Source organism: Lentilactobacillus hilgardii (assembly GCF_009832765.1).
In the GTDB taxonomy this organism is placed as follows: Bacteria; Bacillota; Bacilli; order Lactobacillales; family Lactobacillaceae; genus Lentilactobacillus; species Lentilactobacillus hilgardii.
The window spans coordinates 1,799,787-1,814,998 of the sequence record NZ_CP047121.1; the positions used below are offsets into that span (position 1 = coordinate 1,799,787).

The following is a 15,212-nucleotide window of genomic DNA, read 5'->3' on the forward strand; positions in this document are numbered from 1 at the left end:
CTACCTAATTTCCGCATTTAGTTCATCAGTTAACCGTTTTTTAATCTTTTCAAAAGCAGTTGTCACAACTTCATCCTTTAATGTCTCACGAGGATTGACATAATGTAACGAATAAGCCATTGATTTTTTACCGTCAGGAACATTTGCACCATCATAAATATCAAATAAACGAATATCATGAAGGAATGCACCACCACGTTTTTTCATTAAATTAACAATTTGATCATTAGTCACGTCACTGTCAACTAAGAATGAAATATCTCGTTCAACTGATGGATACTTCGAAATTACCTGATATTGATCATCACTCTTTGGCAGATCGATTAATGTTTGCAGATTAAGTTCAAAAGCATATGTTTCCTTAATCTTGAATTGTTTGGTGATCTTTGGATGAACTTGTCCAATAAATCCTACATAATGACCGTGGATACTAATATCTGCAGTTCTTCCGGGATGCATTTCCGGATACTTATTTGTTGCCGTATACTCAATATCACCATTAATGCCAAGGTTCTCGATAAACTGATCAACAATTCCTTTTAAATCGTAAAAATCAACCGATTTAACATGATTATTCCATGAAGGATCTGTTAAATTACCAGTCACAACACCGGCAACATGTTCCACTTCATCTGGACGAACTTGATCATCGGTATCTTTGTAGAATACCCGACCAGTTTCATATAAGGCAACATCATTAACCTTATGAGCATGATTATAAGAAACATCATCCAACAAACCACTAAGTAGATTCATTCTTAATGTCGAATGATCCTGTGTCATCGGAGAAAGTAATTTTGTCAGTTTACTCTCCCGCATCATGAATAGTTGCGCCTTTTCTTCCGTTGTCAATGAATATGAAATAGCTTGTGTTAATCCAAGACCTTCCAGTATATGTCGAGCAGCTCTTTGGACTTTTTGCGCCGACGTTAACACACCTATCGTTTGACGACCAGTCGGCAACGTTGCCGGCAAATTATCATAGCCATAAATTCGAGCAACCTCTTCAAATAAGTCGGCCTCAATATGAATATCCCAACGACGTGCTGGAATTGTGACATTTAACCCATCGCTTTGTTTTTCACTGATAAATCCTAAACGATCAAAGATTGCTTTAATGTCTTCAATTTTAAGATTAGTACCAAGAACATGATTTGTTCTTGCAGCTGTTATAAAAATCGTTGGTAATTCGGGATGATATTCTGAAGCAGTCACGATTCCTTTAGCAACTTTGCCGCCAGCAAGCTTCTGAATGAGATTAACAGCTTCATTAATGGCATCTTCAACGCCATCTGGATTAATACCACGTTCAAAGCGCTGTGATGCTTCGGAATGAAGGACGTGTCGTTGAGCTGTCTTCCGGATTCTAATAGAATCGAAAATAGCAGATTCTAAGACAACGTTTGTCGTCTGCTCATCAATTTGAGTATTGTAACCACCCATCACCCCTGCAAGCGCAATCGGATGATCATTATCGGCGATGACAATATCTTCGGGAGACAAATCATGGTCCTCTTCGTCAAGCGTTGTGATCTTTTCGCCTTTTTGCGCCAGGCGAACTTGGATATCGCCATCAATTTTATCCTCATCAAAGGAATGTAGTGGCTGCCCATATTTCATCAAAATATAATTAGTCACATCGACAACGTTATTTATAGGTCGAACACCGGCATTCCAAAGGGTAATCTGTAACCATGACGGACTAGGTGCAATTTTTACGCCCTTAATGACACGTAACTTATATGTTTTTGCGAGAGAATTATCTGAAGAAGCTTTAATTTCGTCATTAGCATTTAATGCTGAATCTTCATGAACAACCGGTTTTTTAATATCAGGATGCTGATCGTAAATAGCAGCTAATTCATGAACAGTTCCTAAAATACTTAACATATCTCCGCGGTTGGGTGTGACATCCAAATCAATGATTGGATCATCCATTCCTAAATAATGATAAACGGGTTCACCGACTGGAACGCTATCATCAAAGACATAAATACCATCTGCCCATTCCTTTGGGACGACATCCTTGCTGAATCCAATTTCGTCCAGAGCGCAGATCATCCCTTCGGATTCAACACCACGCATCTTCGATCGCTTAATTTTAACGTTGCCACCAATACGCGAACCGGGCAGAGCTACAATAACTTTTTGTCCTGCATCAACATTTGGCGCACCACAAACGATTTGGAGCGGCTCCTCTTCACCAACATCAACAGAGCAAACGTGTAAATGATCGGAGTCCGGATGGGAAGTCATTGATAAAACGTGGCCAATAACTAACTTTTTCAAGCCTTCCTCTGCGATGTCGACAGAATCAACTTCAACTGCAGTCCGTTCAATTTTTTCAGCTAAATCTTTAGCTGGAATATCTAAATTCAAGTATTTTTTTAACCAGTTATATGATACTTTCATTCTTTAGTTACCCCTCTTATCAAATTGATCTAAGAATCGAACATCATCAAGATAGAAATCCCGAATATCATCGACGCCGTATTTCAACATTGCAAAACGGTCAGGGCCAACACCAAATGCAAAGCCACCATACACTTTCGAATCTACACCGGCCATTTCCAAAACGTTTGGATGAACCATTCCGGCACCCAAAACTTCGATCCAACCGGTATGCTTGCAGACATCGCATCCCTTACCCATACAGTTAAAACAGGTAACATCAACTTCAACAGATGGCTCCGTGAATGGAAAGTAACTCGGCCGAAGGCGAATATCAAACTTATCACCGAAAATCTTTTGCGCCATTGTAATAAGTGTTCCTTTAAGATCAGCCATCGTCACATGACGGTCGATGACCAATCCTTCAACTTGATGGAATTGATGCGAATGGGTAGGATCGTCAGTATCGCGACGATAAACGATTCCTGGTGAAATCATTTTCAAAGGACCCTTTGAAAAGTCATGCTTTTCAAGTGCCCTAGCCTGCATTGGAGATGTTTGAGATCGCATTAAAAACTCTTTACTTAAATAAAATGTATCCTGCATATCACGAGCGGGATGGTTTTTAGGTAAGTTCATCATTTCAAAATTATATTTATCAGACTCAACCTCAGGACCTTGCAGTACTTGATAGCCCATTCCTAAAAACAAATCAACAAACTCATCAATGATTTGCTGAATCACATGGGGCTGACCTTGTGCAACAGGCTTTCCCGGTAAGGTCACGTCAATTGTTTCAGCTGAAAGCTGCTTATTTAGTGTAGCATCTTCAAGCTTCTGACGATGTTCTGCAACCGCTTGAGTAATCGCATCACGAATTTTATTTGCATAACTACCAACTTCAGGACGTTCTTCCACAGGCAAGTCTTTAATGCCGCGCAAGGCAGCAGTGATTGGTCCTTTCTTACCAAGCAGATGAACCCGAATCTCGTTTAGCTTCTTAAGATCAACGGTTGAATCAATATCCGTTAAACCATTTTGTTTAATTTCTGTTAATTTATCGCGTAACGACATGGTTTCCCTCCAAATATTTTTTATTGCGTCAAAAACAAAGTCAATAACTATTTCGTCAGCAAAATAAAAGCACAAAAAAAGCCCCGTCCATCCAGGGACGAAGCTTCGCGGTACCACCCTAATTTGTCACTAAAAAATGACACACTTAAGAATCATTAACGGTGACTACCGGAAAATTTTTGTTAATATTAACTCCCATTTTCTGCTCGAAAAATGAATTCGTACAACCAATTTCTCTGTTCACACCAACCACAGAGTCTCTAAAAAAATTAATTGCCTACTGCTTTTTTCTCAAACGCATTTACTTAATGAATGATAATCTAAAATAAAAAAATGGTCAAGCTAACTTCCAGTGCTTGGATACCATTTTTCTGACCATGAGTGAATTGCATGCATAATTGGTGCCAACTCTTTGCCTTGATCCGTTAATGAATACTCAATAAGAGATGAGTTTGGATAATCTTTACGAATGACAACCCCGTCATCCTCAAGTTCACGCAATCGTTCTACCAATACCCGGTCGCTGCACTTTGGAATTTGTCTGGCAACTTCACGAAATCTCAAGGCACCTTCTTGCAATAAAACATCAATGATTAGACCGTTCCATTTCTTCCCCAGAAACGAAAATGTTTTTTCAAACTTCGGACAGAGAAAATAGTTGATGGGTTCACGTAATGCAATGTTTTCTTTCATAAGTTTCCCCTCCTTAAACTTACTTGGATTAATACGAAAATCAAAAAAATTATTTAGTCGTTGCAATTCTGTCAATTTGGTTCTTAACTTTGGTTCTAAATGGATTCACAAACTCTCTAACCGCTTCGTAGTCATCAACTAGCGAAACAATCACACTCTCTTCATACTTCGGACGGGCAAGGGTAAGTCCCCACATGTGCTTTAAAATAATATCCTTTTCAACTGGTGAAAGCGTTGTAATCTTTTCTGCGTTTCTAAGTGCTACCCGTGGGTGAACAAATGCATGTGACCCCAAGTCAAACTTAGTTGTCCGCCAATCATAAAAGAACAGGTCGTGAAGAAGACCGGCTCGAGCGACCGCCCGATAATCCAAATCTCGCTTTTTTGCAATTCGATAACTATCAAATGAAACAGCTAAGGAATGTTCAAGTCTGGTAGAATGATGGTGTTGTTTATAGTTGGCTAATTTTTGAACAGTTGGGTTCTTAATCAGATCGCCAACAATTTGAACGTATTCAGAATCATTTTTCCATTCATCTTTGCGCATATTATACCCCTTTGCCCTTTATTACAAGACATCATACTAGATATCACCAAAAATATCAACAAAAACGAACATTACTTTACAAAATGAAATATTAAGATTCCTGTCGCAACCGCGACATTCAATGATTCGGCTTCTCCATTCATTGGAATATACAAATTTTGATCCGTTTTGTCAAGTAGATCTGCTGAAACGCCGTTTCCTTCATTTCCCATCACCAAAGCAAACTGTTTGGTAGGCTCAACATCATCATATGAAATAGCCTGATCATTCAATTCCGTTCCATACACTGGTACATTATGCTTGTTAAACGCTGCCATCCACACTGCCAAATCACCCGAGTATAGTCGAACATGGAACTGACTTCCCTGCATAGATCTAACGACTTTTGGATTATATATATCAGCAGTTCCTTTTCCAAAAATAACACCATTCATTCCAGCAGCGTCTGCTGTCCTCACCATCGTTCCGATATTACCGGGATCCTGAATATTATCGAGCATTAACCACGACCCGCCCAATTTTTCTGGAATTGATTCATGGTAGTTTTCCGTTGTCAAAACCGCAAAAACGCCCTGGGGCGTCTCAGTGGCAGAAATATGTTTGGCAACTTCGGGTGTAATTAAATACGTATCAGTCACTGCAGGATCAACTTCCAACTGATCCAAAAAATTGGCATCCGTTACAATAACCGCATCAATTTGCTGATCATGTTTGATTGCTTCATCCACAATATGCCATCCCTCAATGATATATTGGCCCGAACTCAATCGTCCTTTCTTAGATTGCATCTTACGCCATTCTTTAACTCGATTATTTTGATTAGAAGTAATTGATTGCATTAAGCTCTTCCTTTTATAATTAATTTATTAGTATAAAGTGAGGTGACTTTTAAAATATGGATAAAAAAATCAAAACAACTGAACTGACTATTTTTGGAATCGTCCAAGGAGTGGGATTTCGTTGGGCAACCATTCAAGTTGCAAAAGAAATGGGCATTTCCGGATGGGTCCAAAACAAGCCAGACGGTTCCGTGAAAATCATTGCCCAAGGAAAACCAATTCCCCTGGCACAGTTTATTATGAAAATAAAAAATTCACCAACACCATACGCTCATATCAGATCTGTCTCTACTAAGTATATAACGAATCCAACGTTAAAAGGCTTCAATGTCAAATATTAATAAAGATTAATAAGTTTCGTCAAGATTAAATTGAAAACTTTCCCAGTATCGAGTAAGATTTACTTTGTCTATGTATAAATAAAGAAAGGTCTTAATCGATGAAAAAACTTAAGCGCATAACGACATTCGGAATGCTTTCCGGGATGGCGTTACTACTCAGTGGTTGTGTTCAGACCACCAAATCAGGTAAACCATATGGCCTGGTATACGATTATCTTGCTCGACCGGCTCAATCAATTATGGAGGCAATTGCACAAATTGTCGGAAGTTATGGATGGGCAATTGTTGTATTGACCGTCATTGTTAGAATGTTTCTTTTGCCAATTATGGTTCGTCAAATGAAGAGTTCGACAATTCAACAGGAACGCATGCAAATGATTCGTCCACAAATGCGTAAATTGCAACAACGGCAAAAAGCAGCAAAAACGACCGAGGAACAAACGGCTGCCAGCCAAGCAATGATGGCACTATATCGACAGAATAATATTTCAATGACGGGTGGCATTGGATGTCTGCCGCTCATCATACAAATGCCGATCTTTACTGCCTTGTATGCCGCAATTCGATATTCGCCCGAACTATCCCATACGGTCTTTATGGGGATTCGGCTTGGTCAATCCAGTTGGCTTCTGGCTGTTCTTTCATTTTTGTCTTACTTACTACAGGGATATTTAATGATGTTAGGAACGCCTAAAGCACAGAAAAAGCAAATGGGTGCCATGATGCTCATGAGTCCTATTATGATTTTGCTGTTCACTATTTCTGCCCCGGCCGGCTTGGGGATTTACTTCTTTATCGGCGGATTGTTTGCTTGCCTCCAAACAATTATTATGAATTTATATCGTCCTGGCATTCGAAAAAAGATTGCCAAAGAGATGGAAGGCAAGAAACCCGTCACTGTCGAAGACTTAATGCCGAAAGCACCTATAAATCAATCAAACGGCACTGATACCAAGGAAAATATTCATAATCGAAATCGGCAACGAAATGCTGGAAAGCAACAAACTGGTGAAACACAGCAGATAAGCAAACCGGTTGAAGATGTTAATCCTGAAAAAACACAAGCCAAGAATCAACCTCACAAGAATGACAGACGGCGAAATGCCGGTAAGCAACAAAGGCATCGTTAGAACATAAATTTTACAAAAAAAGAAGCGTCGGGAATCTTTTTCCCGGCACTTCTTTTTAATGATCATTTTTTTGATTAGATTGATTCGGTTCCTTGGAATCTGAACTATTAAGGTTAAGTGGCGTATCTCCTTCACCGCTGCCATTATCATCATCCTCTTGAGGCATATTCTTCAAAATTGGTAAATTAATTTGAAAAATTGACCCATATCCTAAGGAACTTTCGATTGAAATATTACCATGATAAGCTTCAATCAATCGGTGAGCAATTGATAGTCCCAATCCATTGCCACCTTTGTCTCGGCTCCTAGCCTTATCAACTCTATAAAACCGATTAAAAACCTTATTAATATCTTCTTGGGAGATTCCTTCGCCAAAATCTTGAATAGCAATGTTTACCATTGACATTGAAGTAGAAAGCGACATATGAACCTCTTTACGTTTTGCGGAATACTTAATCGCATTATCCAATAAAATGACTAATACCTGTTCCAAATGATTACGATAAATTTGAACATATACATGGTCATCGGTATCATCATCAAAAGTAAACGTAAAATCTGGATGAATCATTTTGAAATCATTATAAACCTGCTCAAAGACTTCAGTAATATTAGTAATCTCTTCGCCATAATTTAATTCAATCTGTTCTGCCCGTGATAAATCCAACATTTCGGACACTAAACTCTTCATCCGCTTCGTTTCTTGAAGTGATGCTTTTAACGATTCTTCCAACACTTCAGGATCATCTTTCCCCCAACGCAGCAACATGTCTATATGCCCCTGAATGACTGCAACAGGTGTTCTTAATTCATGCGATACATCCTCAACGAACTGCTGCTGCTGATCAATGTAACGACGGGTTTGATCCAGCATGCTGTTAAGCAAGTCCGCTAAATCGGAAAGCTCATCGTGAGTCTTAAGATCCGGCACCCGCGCGTCAGAATCCGGATCAGTTTTAACCTTATTAATCGTTTCTTGAATCTGATTAATGGGACGCAATAATTCAGCCACCAATACATAAGCAAGAATCATTGATATCAAAACCGAAATTAAAACAAGAATTGCTAAAATAGCAGCCAATTTTCGAGCTGTTGCCCGATAGCTACTTAATTCATCGATAACTTGTGCATAGCCAATAAGCGATCCATTCTTCTTGGAAAGCAATGGTTCAACACCGATTAAAATATTTTTGCCATTCTGCCTAGAAGTTATGATCTTTCGTTTTGAAGAAGACGCAAGTTTGGAATCATTTTTCTTTGACTCAAAAAGCCGCTTGCCATTGATACTGTACACATTAACAAGAATGCTGTCGCGTGAAAAATTAACAACTAACGAGTCCGAATAAATGTTTCTGTCGTCGCTTTGAGAGTCACCACTATTAAGTTGTGGTCTTAAATAACGTTCAACGTCACCCTTCCCCAAAGGCGAAGAATAATTCGTTAGTCTCGAAGAAACTGTTGATAACGTATTATCGATATGCATTCTTTCTTGTTCAAGTAAAACATTTGTAAAACGGTTAAAAATCAACACCGAAAAAGCAACCACAATTGCCAAAACACCGATCGAGGTAAAAAAAGCCCATTTCCATTTTAACGAAATCTTGCGTTTCCCAGATTTGTTATTGGCTTGACTCATGACCTCATCACATACCCGGTCCCTCTAACAGTTTGGATATAGCTATTTTCACCTGGACGATCGATCTTATTACGAAGATATCTGATATACACATCAACAACGTTTGTTTCGACTTCAGAATCATATCCCCAAACCTTTGTTAACAGAACATCCCGTGCCAACACAACGTCAACATTTTCCATCAACGTTAATAACAACTCATATTCACGTTTGGTCAAGTTAATCACTTCGTCGCCTCTGCGAACAATGCGACTTTCTTTTTCGATTGTAAGGTCTTTAAAAGTAACGGATTTCTTGCTACTCTTTTGCTGATCGTTTTCAATCTGAATGCGTCGCAATAGTGCCCGAATTCTTGCAAGCAACTCTTCGATTGCAAACGGCTTCACAATATAATCATCGGCGCCGTGATCAAATCCGGAAACACGATCGATAACAGAGTCCCTGGCGGTCATCATAATGATTGGTGTGTTCTTCTTTTCACGAAGGCGTCGTGCAACCTCCATCCCGTTAAGCTCTGGAAGCATTAAGTCAAGCAATATCACATCAAAATTTTCATCCAATGCAGCTTGTAGACCTGTTCGTCCATTCAACTCAACTTGGGTGTCATATCCTTCGTGTTTTAATTCAAGTTCGACGAAACGCGCCAAATTCTTTTCATCCTCAATTATCAAAATTCGACTCATAAATAATCAGCTCTCCTAAAGTATCTTAATTTATTTATTATTGTACCTTAAAACATTTTAACATAATTCTCATTTTAACATAGTTATGAGAAAATTAGTGCAGTAGTTTAAGAATTCGAAAGAATCTTAAATTTTGGAAATATTTTTCACTTTATTCATTTATGTGCATTTTTTCACTTGAATCATTTTCCTTTCTTGCTTATAATAAACTTGTTTGAAAATAAATTACAAAAAAGGATGATCTATTAAATGAAAGCTGCAGTTGTTAGAGACCCAGTTGATGGTTACGTTGATATTAAAGATGTTCAATTACGACCAATTCACCAGGGGGAAGCACTTGTAAAAGTTGAGTATTGTGGATTATGTCACACAGATCTCCACGTTGCTGCCGGCGATTTTGGTAAGGTTCCGGGGAGAATTATTGGGCACGAAGGCGTTGGAAAAGTTATTCAAGTTGCTGATGACGTCGACAATTTAAAAATAGGCGATCGTGTTTCTATCGCTTGGTTTTACAGAGGTTGCGGTCACTGTGAATATTGTACTACCGGCCGTGAAACACTTTGCCGAAATGTTCAAAATTCCGGTTTTTCTGTTGATGGCGCAATGGCCGAACAAGTTATTGTACCGGCAGATTATGCCGTTAAAGTGCCAGAAGGTTTAGATCCTGTTGAAGCAACTTCCTTGACCTGTGCAGGTGTTACAATGTACAAAGCATTGAAGGTTGGCGAAACTCGTCCCGGACAATGGGTAGAGGTTGTTGGTGCTGGTGGTCTTGGGAATTTAGCCGTTCAATTTGCTCACAATGTTTTCGGTGCAAACGTCATCGCTGTTGATGGCAACGAAGACAAGCTCAATGCTGCTAAGGAAAACGGTGCTGATATTACCATTAACCGTCATGACCCTGATGTTGCTGAACAAATCCAGAAAAAGGTTGGCGGTGTGCATAATGCTCAAATCACTGCTGTTACAACTGAAGCATTCACTACTTCAGTAAATGCCCTTCGTCCAGATGGTCGTTTAGTTGCTGTTGCCCTTCCAAAGGGCGATATGGCACTTAATATTGACAAGACCGTCCTAGATGGCATTCAAGTCGCCGGTTCGTTGGTTGGAACTCGACAAGATTTGGCAGAAACCTTCCAATTTGGTTCAGAAGGAAAAGTTAAGCCAATTGTTAAAACCCGTCGTTTAGACGAAGTTAATGATATCATTGATGAAATGAAACAAAACAAAATCGTTGGTCGCATGGTTGTTGACTTTACCAAATAAAGAATTCCATCATTCATAACAACTACGCTATAAAAAGGAATGTGAGGGGATTTGTCTCCCTTATCGCATTCCTTTTACATTCGGTCAATTCATTTCTAAGTAAAACTTGTACACTTTTACACAATAAAAAAGCGAAAATTTTTTTCTAAAATAATTCTTACTACAAAGCATCGGTTACTCAAACCGTGAATAAATGATTCCGATTTTTAAAATTTAGACAGAAAAAAAGCAATTTAGAATCCATGGCGTTCTAAATTGCTTTTTGTTTTACTTATTCTTTAAAACCTTACGGCCTTTGTACATGCCAGATAATGAAACGTGATGTGGTAATGTATATTCGCCGGTTCTTGGGTCAAGACTCAAATTAGGAGTCTGTAACTTAATGTGACCACGACGCATCCGTTTTCTAGCTTTTGAAGTTCTACGTGCTGGTGTTGCCATGTCTTTCCCTCCTCGTAACTAAAATATCCACTAGTGAATTTTTAAGCCCAGCTAATTAGAGTCCTTATCTTTAAAAAAGTTCTTTAATTTTGCCAGACGTGGATCAACTGTTTTTAATTCTGCCTTCTGATCTTCGTAATCATCAACTGAAAGTACGTTCCAATCGTGTCCGCTTGGCATTGTTTTACCAGCTTCCTCTTCAGGAGACAAAATGTGCATAGGAATATGCAAAATCACGTTATCAACGACCGCAGAACGACTATCAACTTCGTCCTCTTCACCAAGTATAAAAACGACATCGTCCTTACCATATCTTGATTCAGCAGCTTTTGACGGAACATAATACTCTTCAACCGTAAAATCCAACGGTAGATCAACAGGTGTTAGTGACCTTGAAGAAGGAACCACCAATTTACCAACAATATGAGTATCAATGATCACATCACCACGATCAGAGAATGCAGCCCCATCTATTTTAAAAGTGCTTGCATCGATCACTTCATCAGCGTACCGACTCAGCAAGTCACTTTTAATATCAAGGGTTTCATTGAACGTGAACGGATCTGTATCGGAGTACTTTTGCAAATCCTTAAAAAACCATTTCACTGTAATTCCTCCAATGCAACAAAATTCATTATACCGGCAACAAAAACGCTTGTCAAGGTGATTTGCTTGATAGTGTTAACTCCTTAATGAAGAATGATTGGGTGTTTATAAAAATCCTGATGTGCGCCATTAACCATCTCGATTAACATCCCAGCCTTAAAATCCAAATGAACAAACTTTTTTACAACTTCCTGATTCACCTTGGAGATCATTGGCAACTCTAAATCATTTTTAATTTGATTCAAATACCGTCTCCCTTGACGCGTACACCCTAACAAACGAATATACTGAGGATTAATCAACATTTCAGATGAAGTTACATGTAATAGCACGTAACAGCACAAACGCTGAATCCTAGTGTAAGTATAACGCTTTGTTTTCACAAATTGTAAAAATTGCGAGAATGTTTCAGATTCAATTGCCGCTTGTTTCAGGCGATATTCAATTCCCTCAGTCATTTGATATATCGAATGCAGTGTATCAATAGGTGCTTCAATAAGTTCAAATCTTAGCAACGGCCAAAATTGGTCCCAATCAATCACTTTAGCTGTTGAAAAAGTTCGCCATGAAGATTCAGGTACAAATTTTCGAACAATATCGAAATGCCCATTTTTCAGTTGATCCCTAATTGCAGAAGCACTGGATATTAACCCCGAACTTAGTTGATGATCATTATGTGCACTTCCAACTCTTTTAATGGGAACCAGATGCAATGGAGAGCCTATCAACATATTGGCATTAGCATATCCAAAAGCCAATATATCATTGGGCTTATCAATTCGAATACCGGTTCTGCTATATAAATATTCTTGAAAGATCGAGGCATATGGACGATTAAACTGCTTAAAGGAGTCGTCTTTCTTAGGTTGGTTATCAATTAATTTTTGATAATCGATCTCCGGTGTTTCAGCTCCAAAAGCCAGCCAATCACATTTCATAGCGGCTACAAGTCTAACGGCCCCTGCCGAAAAAATATGTGATGGTTGAACAGCCGCATAAAACGGCAATTCTATCACCACATCCACTCCTGTTTTAAGTGCAGCTAGTGCTCGAGTCCATTTATCATACATAGCCGGTTCACCTCGTTGCAGCCAGTTACCACTCATTACCGCAACGGTGACATCTGCACCGGTTTTTTCCTTTGCTTGTGTCATCTGGTAAAGGTGCCCATTATGAAACGGATTGTATTCAGAAATAATGCCGACTGCTTTAAGCAAATTAATTTACCTTCTTACACTCAAATAGCCATCGCTTAACGTCATTTTTAAAAGAATCTTCCCCAAAATTTGTCGTTATTTGGATTTCAGAGAAACCTGCACCAGTTAACATTTGAGAATAACGGTCTACCGGATAAGTACGCTCTTTATGAAGCTCATTATAAGCATCGTAGGCATTCTTATCTCCGTCATAAAGGAAGAATGTCAGCTCATGCTCCACAGCGTGAGAAACGCTCTCAGAGGCATAACTTGACCACATAAATGCCCGATCTTCATCCTGATAATTGTACATATATCCAGGATAAACCTCATCGGTTTGATATGGCGTAATCACATCAAATAAGAAACTACCGCCAGGTTTTAAGTGAGTGCTAACTTGGGAAAAAGTTTGTCGTAAATCAGACTCTGATGACAAGTAACACAAAGAATCATCAAAACACGTAATGCTATCATAAGATGGCAATTCGCTTAAATTTCGCATATCCAACTGAAAGAAGTTAATTTGTTGATCAGCTTCCCGCGCTCGCTGATCGGCCATTGTGAGCATATCTTCAGATAAATCAGCACCATCCACATTGTATCCAGCTCTGGAAAGTCTTACTGCAAGCCGTCCGGTACCACATGCAAGGTCCAATATTTTATCCGACCGATTCGTACGCCTAAGCGTATACTCAAGCCATTTATCGTATAACGTTTCATCAAACAAGTCATCATAAAACTTGGCAAATTCGTGGTAAATCATACCTCAACCCATGAATCAATGTTAACAATTGGTGCATCTGTCCATAATTTTTCCAAATTATAGAAATCACGGGTATCCTTTTGGAACACATGAACAATGACATCGCCTAGATCAATTAAAATCCAGTTAGACGTTTCTTTGCCAGAAACACTGTAAACATGGATATCATTTGCCTCAACCTGATCGACAACTTCCTCAGCAATAGCTTTTACCTGCCGGTTTGAATTAGCATCGGCAATGACAAAATAATCGGCCATCAAACTGACTTTTTCCATATCCAGGACAACAATGTCGTGAGCTCGCTTACTGTCAGCTGCACGTACAACAATCTGTGAAATCTCTTTACTATCCATAAAATTCTCCTTATTTCAAATCAAACTTTGGTACCCAGCTGTTATAAGTGATGATGGTTTGCGGAAAAACGGGTTTATTATGTGCCACCAAATAACTTAGCGTCTGCTTAGTTTGGTAGGCAACGCCTTTCTGCAAATTAGAAAAGGTAATTTTCCTCGCATCATCAACTCCAGGAAAGTCACGACCAGGTTCAATATAGTCAGCCATATAAACGATTTGTTCCAAAGGGGTCATATATTGATGGCCTACTGTATGGTATCTAACAGCATTCAAAACCTCAATATCATTAATTTGAAGTTCATTTTTAACAAATAGCCAGCCAACCACACCATGCCAAATTGAGTTACCGTAATTCAACAAAATTGGATTTAGTTGATACTCATGAATTGCTTTAATAAAATCTTTATCAGGCCGTTGTTTGGCATAATCATGAACCAAACCGGCAATGCTTGCCCGTTCAATATCAATGTTATTTTTCTCAGCCAAATCCATTGCAGTTTGTTCTACCCTCAGAACATGCTGATAACGACTATCCGTTAAGGCATCTTTCAATTTTTTAACTAATTTTTTTCGAGAATATGGCACAATTTGTTCATGATACGTCATTTGACTATTTTTCATACAACTGATTCTCCTTTATATATTTCAAAACAGCATCCGGTGCTAGATAACGAATAGACTGATGCTGGCGAATTTTAGACCTGATCAGTGTCGAAGAAATATCAATGTACGGTACGTCTACCCAAATTATAGGATATTTTGATGCTGGTGTATAACCATCACGTTTGACTCCTACAAAGGAAACCAACTTGACTAAATCATCAATTCGATGCCACTTTGGTAAATAATTTACCATATCACCACCGATAATAAAATAGTACTGATTCTCCGGGTGTCGACGTGTTAAATCCAGCATTGTCTCGTACGAATAACTAACCCCACCCCTGAAAATTTCAGTCATTTCAATCGCAAATTTAGGGTTCCCAGTAATTGCTAAGTTAACCATCGCAACTCTATCCTTGGCGTCAATCGCAAATTTAGGATCTACGTGAGGTGGATTTGCATCCGGCATAAAATAAACCCGATCTAATCCAAGTTGGTCACGCACCTGTTCGGCAATAATTAAATGACCATTATGAATAGGATTAAAAGTACCACCCAAGATTCCAACCCGCTTACGCTTTCCCTGAGTGACAACCTTTGTTTTGGGTAAAGTTTGTACTGTTTGACTGACATTAACCATTTTGAAATA

At 38.8% G+C, this 15,212-nt stretch carries 17 protein-coding genes and 1 other annotated feature; of the genes, 3 read left to right on the forward strand and 14 right to left on the reverse strand.

Annotation, left to right across the window (positions count from 1 at the left end; translation table 11 throughout):
• The 5 genes from pheT to GQR93_RS08455 form a co-directional block, all read right to left on the reverse strand.
• Complete coding sequence (pheT, locus tag GQR93_RS08435; RefSeq protein ID WP_003554316.1) at nucleotides 1–2,412, reverse strand: phenylalanine--tRNA ligase subunit beta; 2,412 nt, start codon at nucleotides 2,410–2,412, stop codon at nucleotides 1–3.
• 3 nt (nucleotides 2,413–2,415) lie between these two features.
• Nucleotides 2,416–3,465, reverse strand: coding sequence for a phenylalanine--tRNA ligase subunit alpha (gene pheS, locus GQR93_RS08440; protein ID WP_035444781.1), 1,050 nt, complete (start codon nucleotides 3,463–3,465; stop codon nucleotides 2,416–2,418).
• A 90-nt stretch (nucleotides 3,466–3,555) separates the two neighbouring features.
• Nucleotides 3,556–3,770 (reverse strand) — a binding site (T-box leader).
• A 37-nt stretch (nucleotides 3,771–3,807) separates the two neighbouring features.
• Nucleotides 3,808–4,158: a winged helix-turn-helix transcriptional regulator gene (locus GQR93_RS08445; protein ID WP_202212587.1), complete on the reverse strand. Its 351-nt coding sequence runs from the start codon at nucleotides 4,156–4,158 to the stop codon at nucleotides 3,808–3,810.
• Nucleotides 4,159–4,207: 49 nt separating this feature from the next.
• Nucleotides 4,208–4,705: an HD domain-containing protein gene (locus tag GQR93_RS08450; RefSeq protein ID WP_003554322.1), complete on the reverse strand. Its 498-nt coding sequence runs from the start codon at nucleotides 4,703–4,705 to the stop codon at nucleotides 4,208–4,210.
• Between the two features lie 71 nt (nucleotides 4,706–4,776).
• Entirely contained in the window at nucleotides 4,777–5,544 is a 768-nt protein-coding gene (locus tag GQR93_RS08455) for a TrmH family RNA methyltransferase (protein ID WP_003554324.1), read from the reverse strand.
• A 56-nt stretch (nucleotides 5,545–5,600) separates the two neighbouring features.
• Between GQR93_RS08455 and GQR93_RS08460 the strand changes: the two genes are divergently transcribed.
• Nucleotides 5,601–5,885 (forward strand): acylphosphatase, encoded by a 285-nt coding sequence (locus GQR93_RS08460; protein ID WP_003554326.1) that lies wholly within the window; start codon nucleotides 5,601–5,603, stop codon nucleotides 5,883–5,885.
• A gap of 98 nt (nucleotides 5,886–5,983) precedes the next feature.
• Nucleotides 5,984–7,015 (forward strand): membrane protein insertase YidC, encoded by a 1,032-nt coding sequence (gene yidC, locus GQR93_RS08465; RefSeq protein WP_003554328.1) that lies wholly within the window; start codon nucleotides 5,984–5,986, stop codon nucleotides 7,013–7,015.
• A 55-nt stretch (nucleotides 7,016–7,070) separates the two neighbouring features.
• Here the strand turns inward: yidC and GQR93_RS08470 are convergent, their stop codons facing one another.
• On the reverse strand, nucleotides 7,071–8,651 hold the full coding sequence (locus tag GQR93_RS08470; protein WP_003554330.1) for a HAMP domain-containing sensor histidine kinase: 1,581 nt from the start codon (nucleotides 8,649–8,651) through the stop codon (nucleotides 7,071–7,073).
• Nucleotides 8,648–9,334, reverse strand: a complete 687-nt coding sequence (locus GQR93_RS08475) for a response regulator transcription factor (protein ID WP_003554332.1) — start codon at nucleotides 9,332–9,334, stop codon at nucleotides 8,648–8,650. The genes GQR93_RS08470 and GQR93_RS08475 overlap by 4 nt, the downstream gene beginning before the upstream one ends.
• Nucleotides 9,335–9,583: 249 nt before the next feature.
• On the opposite strand from GQR93_RS08475, the gene adhP reads away from it, so the two are divergent.
• Nucleotides 9,584–10,600, forward strand: coding sequence for an alcohol dehydrogenase AdhP (gene adhP, locus GQR93_RS08480; RefSeq protein WP_003554334.1), 1,017 nt, complete (start codon nucleotides 9,584–9,586; stop codon nucleotides 10,598–10,600).
• A 267-nt stretch (nucleotides 10,601–10,867) separates the two neighbouring features.
• Here the strand turns inward: adhP and rpmF are convergent, their stop codons facing one another.
• The 7 genes from rpmF to GQR93_RS08515 all read right to left on the reverse strand — a co-directional run bounded on the left by rpmF (nucleotide 10,868) and on the right by GQR93_RS08515 (nucleotide 15,203).
• Nucleotides 10,868–11,041, reverse strand: a complete 174-nt coding sequence (rpmF, locus tag GQR93_RS08485) for a 50S ribosomal protein L32 (RefSeq protein ID WP_003554336.1) — start codon at nucleotides 11,039–11,041, stop codon at nucleotides 10,868–10,870.
• A 51-nt stretch (nucleotides 11,042–11,092) separates the two neighbouring features.
• On the reverse strand, nucleotides 11,093–11,647 hold the full coding sequence (locus tag GQR93_RS08490) for a DUF177 domain-containing protein (RefSeq protein WP_003554338.1): 555 nt from the start codon (nucleotides 11,645–11,647) through the stop codon (nucleotides 11,093–11,095).
• Between the two features lie 83 nt (nucleotides 11,648–11,730).
• Entirely contained in the window at nucleotides 11,731–12,864 is a 1,134-nt protein-coding gene (locus GQR93_RS08495) for a nucleotidyltransferase (RefSeq protein WP_003554341.1), read from the reverse strand.
• A gap of 1 nt (nucleotide 12,865) precedes the next feature.
• Nucleotides 12,866–13,606, reverse strand: coding sequence for a class I SAM-dependent DNA methyltransferase (locus tag GQR93_RS08500; protein WP_003554343.1), 741 nt, complete (start codon nucleotides 13,604–13,606; stop codon nucleotides 12,866–12,868).
• On the reverse strand, nucleotides 13,603–13,959 hold the full coding sequence (gene rsfS, locus GQR93_RS08505) for a ribosome silencing factor (RefSeq protein WP_003554345.1): 357 nt from the start codon (nucleotides 13,957–13,959) through the stop codon (nucleotides 13,603–13,605). Before rsfS ends, GQR93_RS08500 begins: the two co-directional genes overlap by 4 nt.
• Before the next feature lie 10 nt (nucleotides 13,960–13,969).
• Nucleotides 13,970–14,581 (reverse strand): bis(5'-nucleosyl)-tetraphosphatase (symmetrical) YqeK, encoded by a 612-nt coding sequence (gene yqeK, locus GQR93_RS08510; protein WP_003554347.1) that lies wholly within the window; start codon nucleotides 14,579–14,581, stop codon nucleotides 13,970–13,972.
• Nucleotides 14,571–15,203, reverse strand: a complete 633-nt coding sequence (locus GQR93_RS08515; protein WP_003554349.1) for a nicotinate-nucleotide adenylyltransferase — start codon at nucleotides 15,201–15,203, stop codon at nucleotides 14,571–14,573. Before GQR93_RS08515 ends, yqeK begins: the two co-directional genes overlap by 11 nt.
• Nucleotides 15,204–15,212: the final 9 nt, after the last annotated feature.

Coding starts and splice junctions, on each gene's coding strand:
- GQR93_RS08515 (WP_003554349.1), bottom strand. CDS start 15,203: ATGGTTAATGTCAGTCAAACAGTACAAACTTTACCCAAAACAAAGGTT.
- rsfS (WP_003554345.1), bottom strand. CDS start 13,959: ATGGATAGTAAAGAGATTTCACAGATTGTTGTACGTGCAGCTGACAGT.
- GQR93_RS08450 (WP_003554322.1), bottom strand. CDS start 4,705: ATGCGCAAAGATGAATGGAAAAATGATTCTGAATACGTTCAAATTGTT.
- yidC (WP_003554328.1), top strand. CDS start 5,984: ATGAAAAAACTTAAGCGCATAACGACATTCGGAATGCTTTCCGGGATG.
- GQR93_RS08470 (WP_003554330.1), bottom strand. CDS start 8,651: ATGAGTCAAGCCAATAACAAATCTGGGAAACGCAAGATTTCGTTAAAA.
- rpmF (WP_003554336.1), bottom strand. CDS start 11,041: ATGGCAACACCAGCACGTAGAACTTCAAAAGCTAGAAAACGGATGCGT.
- GQR93_RS08445 (WP_202212587.1), bottom strand. CDS start 4,158: ATGAAAGAAAACATTGCATTACGTGAACCCATCAACTATTTTCTCTGT.
- GQR93_RS08455 (WP_003554324.1), bottom strand. CDS start 5,544: ATGCAATCAATTACTTCTAATCAAAATAATCGAGTTAAAGAATGGCGT.
- pheS (WP_035444781.1), bottom strand. CDS start 3,465: ATGTCGTTACGCGATAAATTAACAGAAATTAAACAAAATGGTTTAACG.
- yqeK (WP_003554347.1), bottom strand. CDS start 14,581: ATGAAAAATAGTCAAATGACGTATCATGAACAAATTGTGCCATATTCT.
- GQR93_RS08475 (WP_003554332.1), bottom strand. CDS start 9,334: ATGAGTCGAATTTTGATAATTGAGGATGAAAAGAATTTGGCGCGTTTC.
- GQR93_RS08500 (WP_003554343.1), bottom strand. CDS start 13,606: ATGATTTACCACGAATTTGCCAAGTTTTATGATGACTTGTTTGATGAA.
- adhP (WP_003554334.1), top strand. CDS start 9,584: ATGAAAGCTGCAGTTGTTAGAGACCCAGTTGATGGTTACGTTGATATT.
- pheT (WP_003554316.1), bottom strand. CDS start 2,412: ATGAAAGTATCATATAACTGGTTAAAAAAATACTTGAATTTAGATATT.
- GQR93_RS08460 (WP_003554326.1), top strand. CDS start 5,601: ATGGATAAAAAAATCAAAACAACTGAACTGACTATTTTTGGAATCGTC.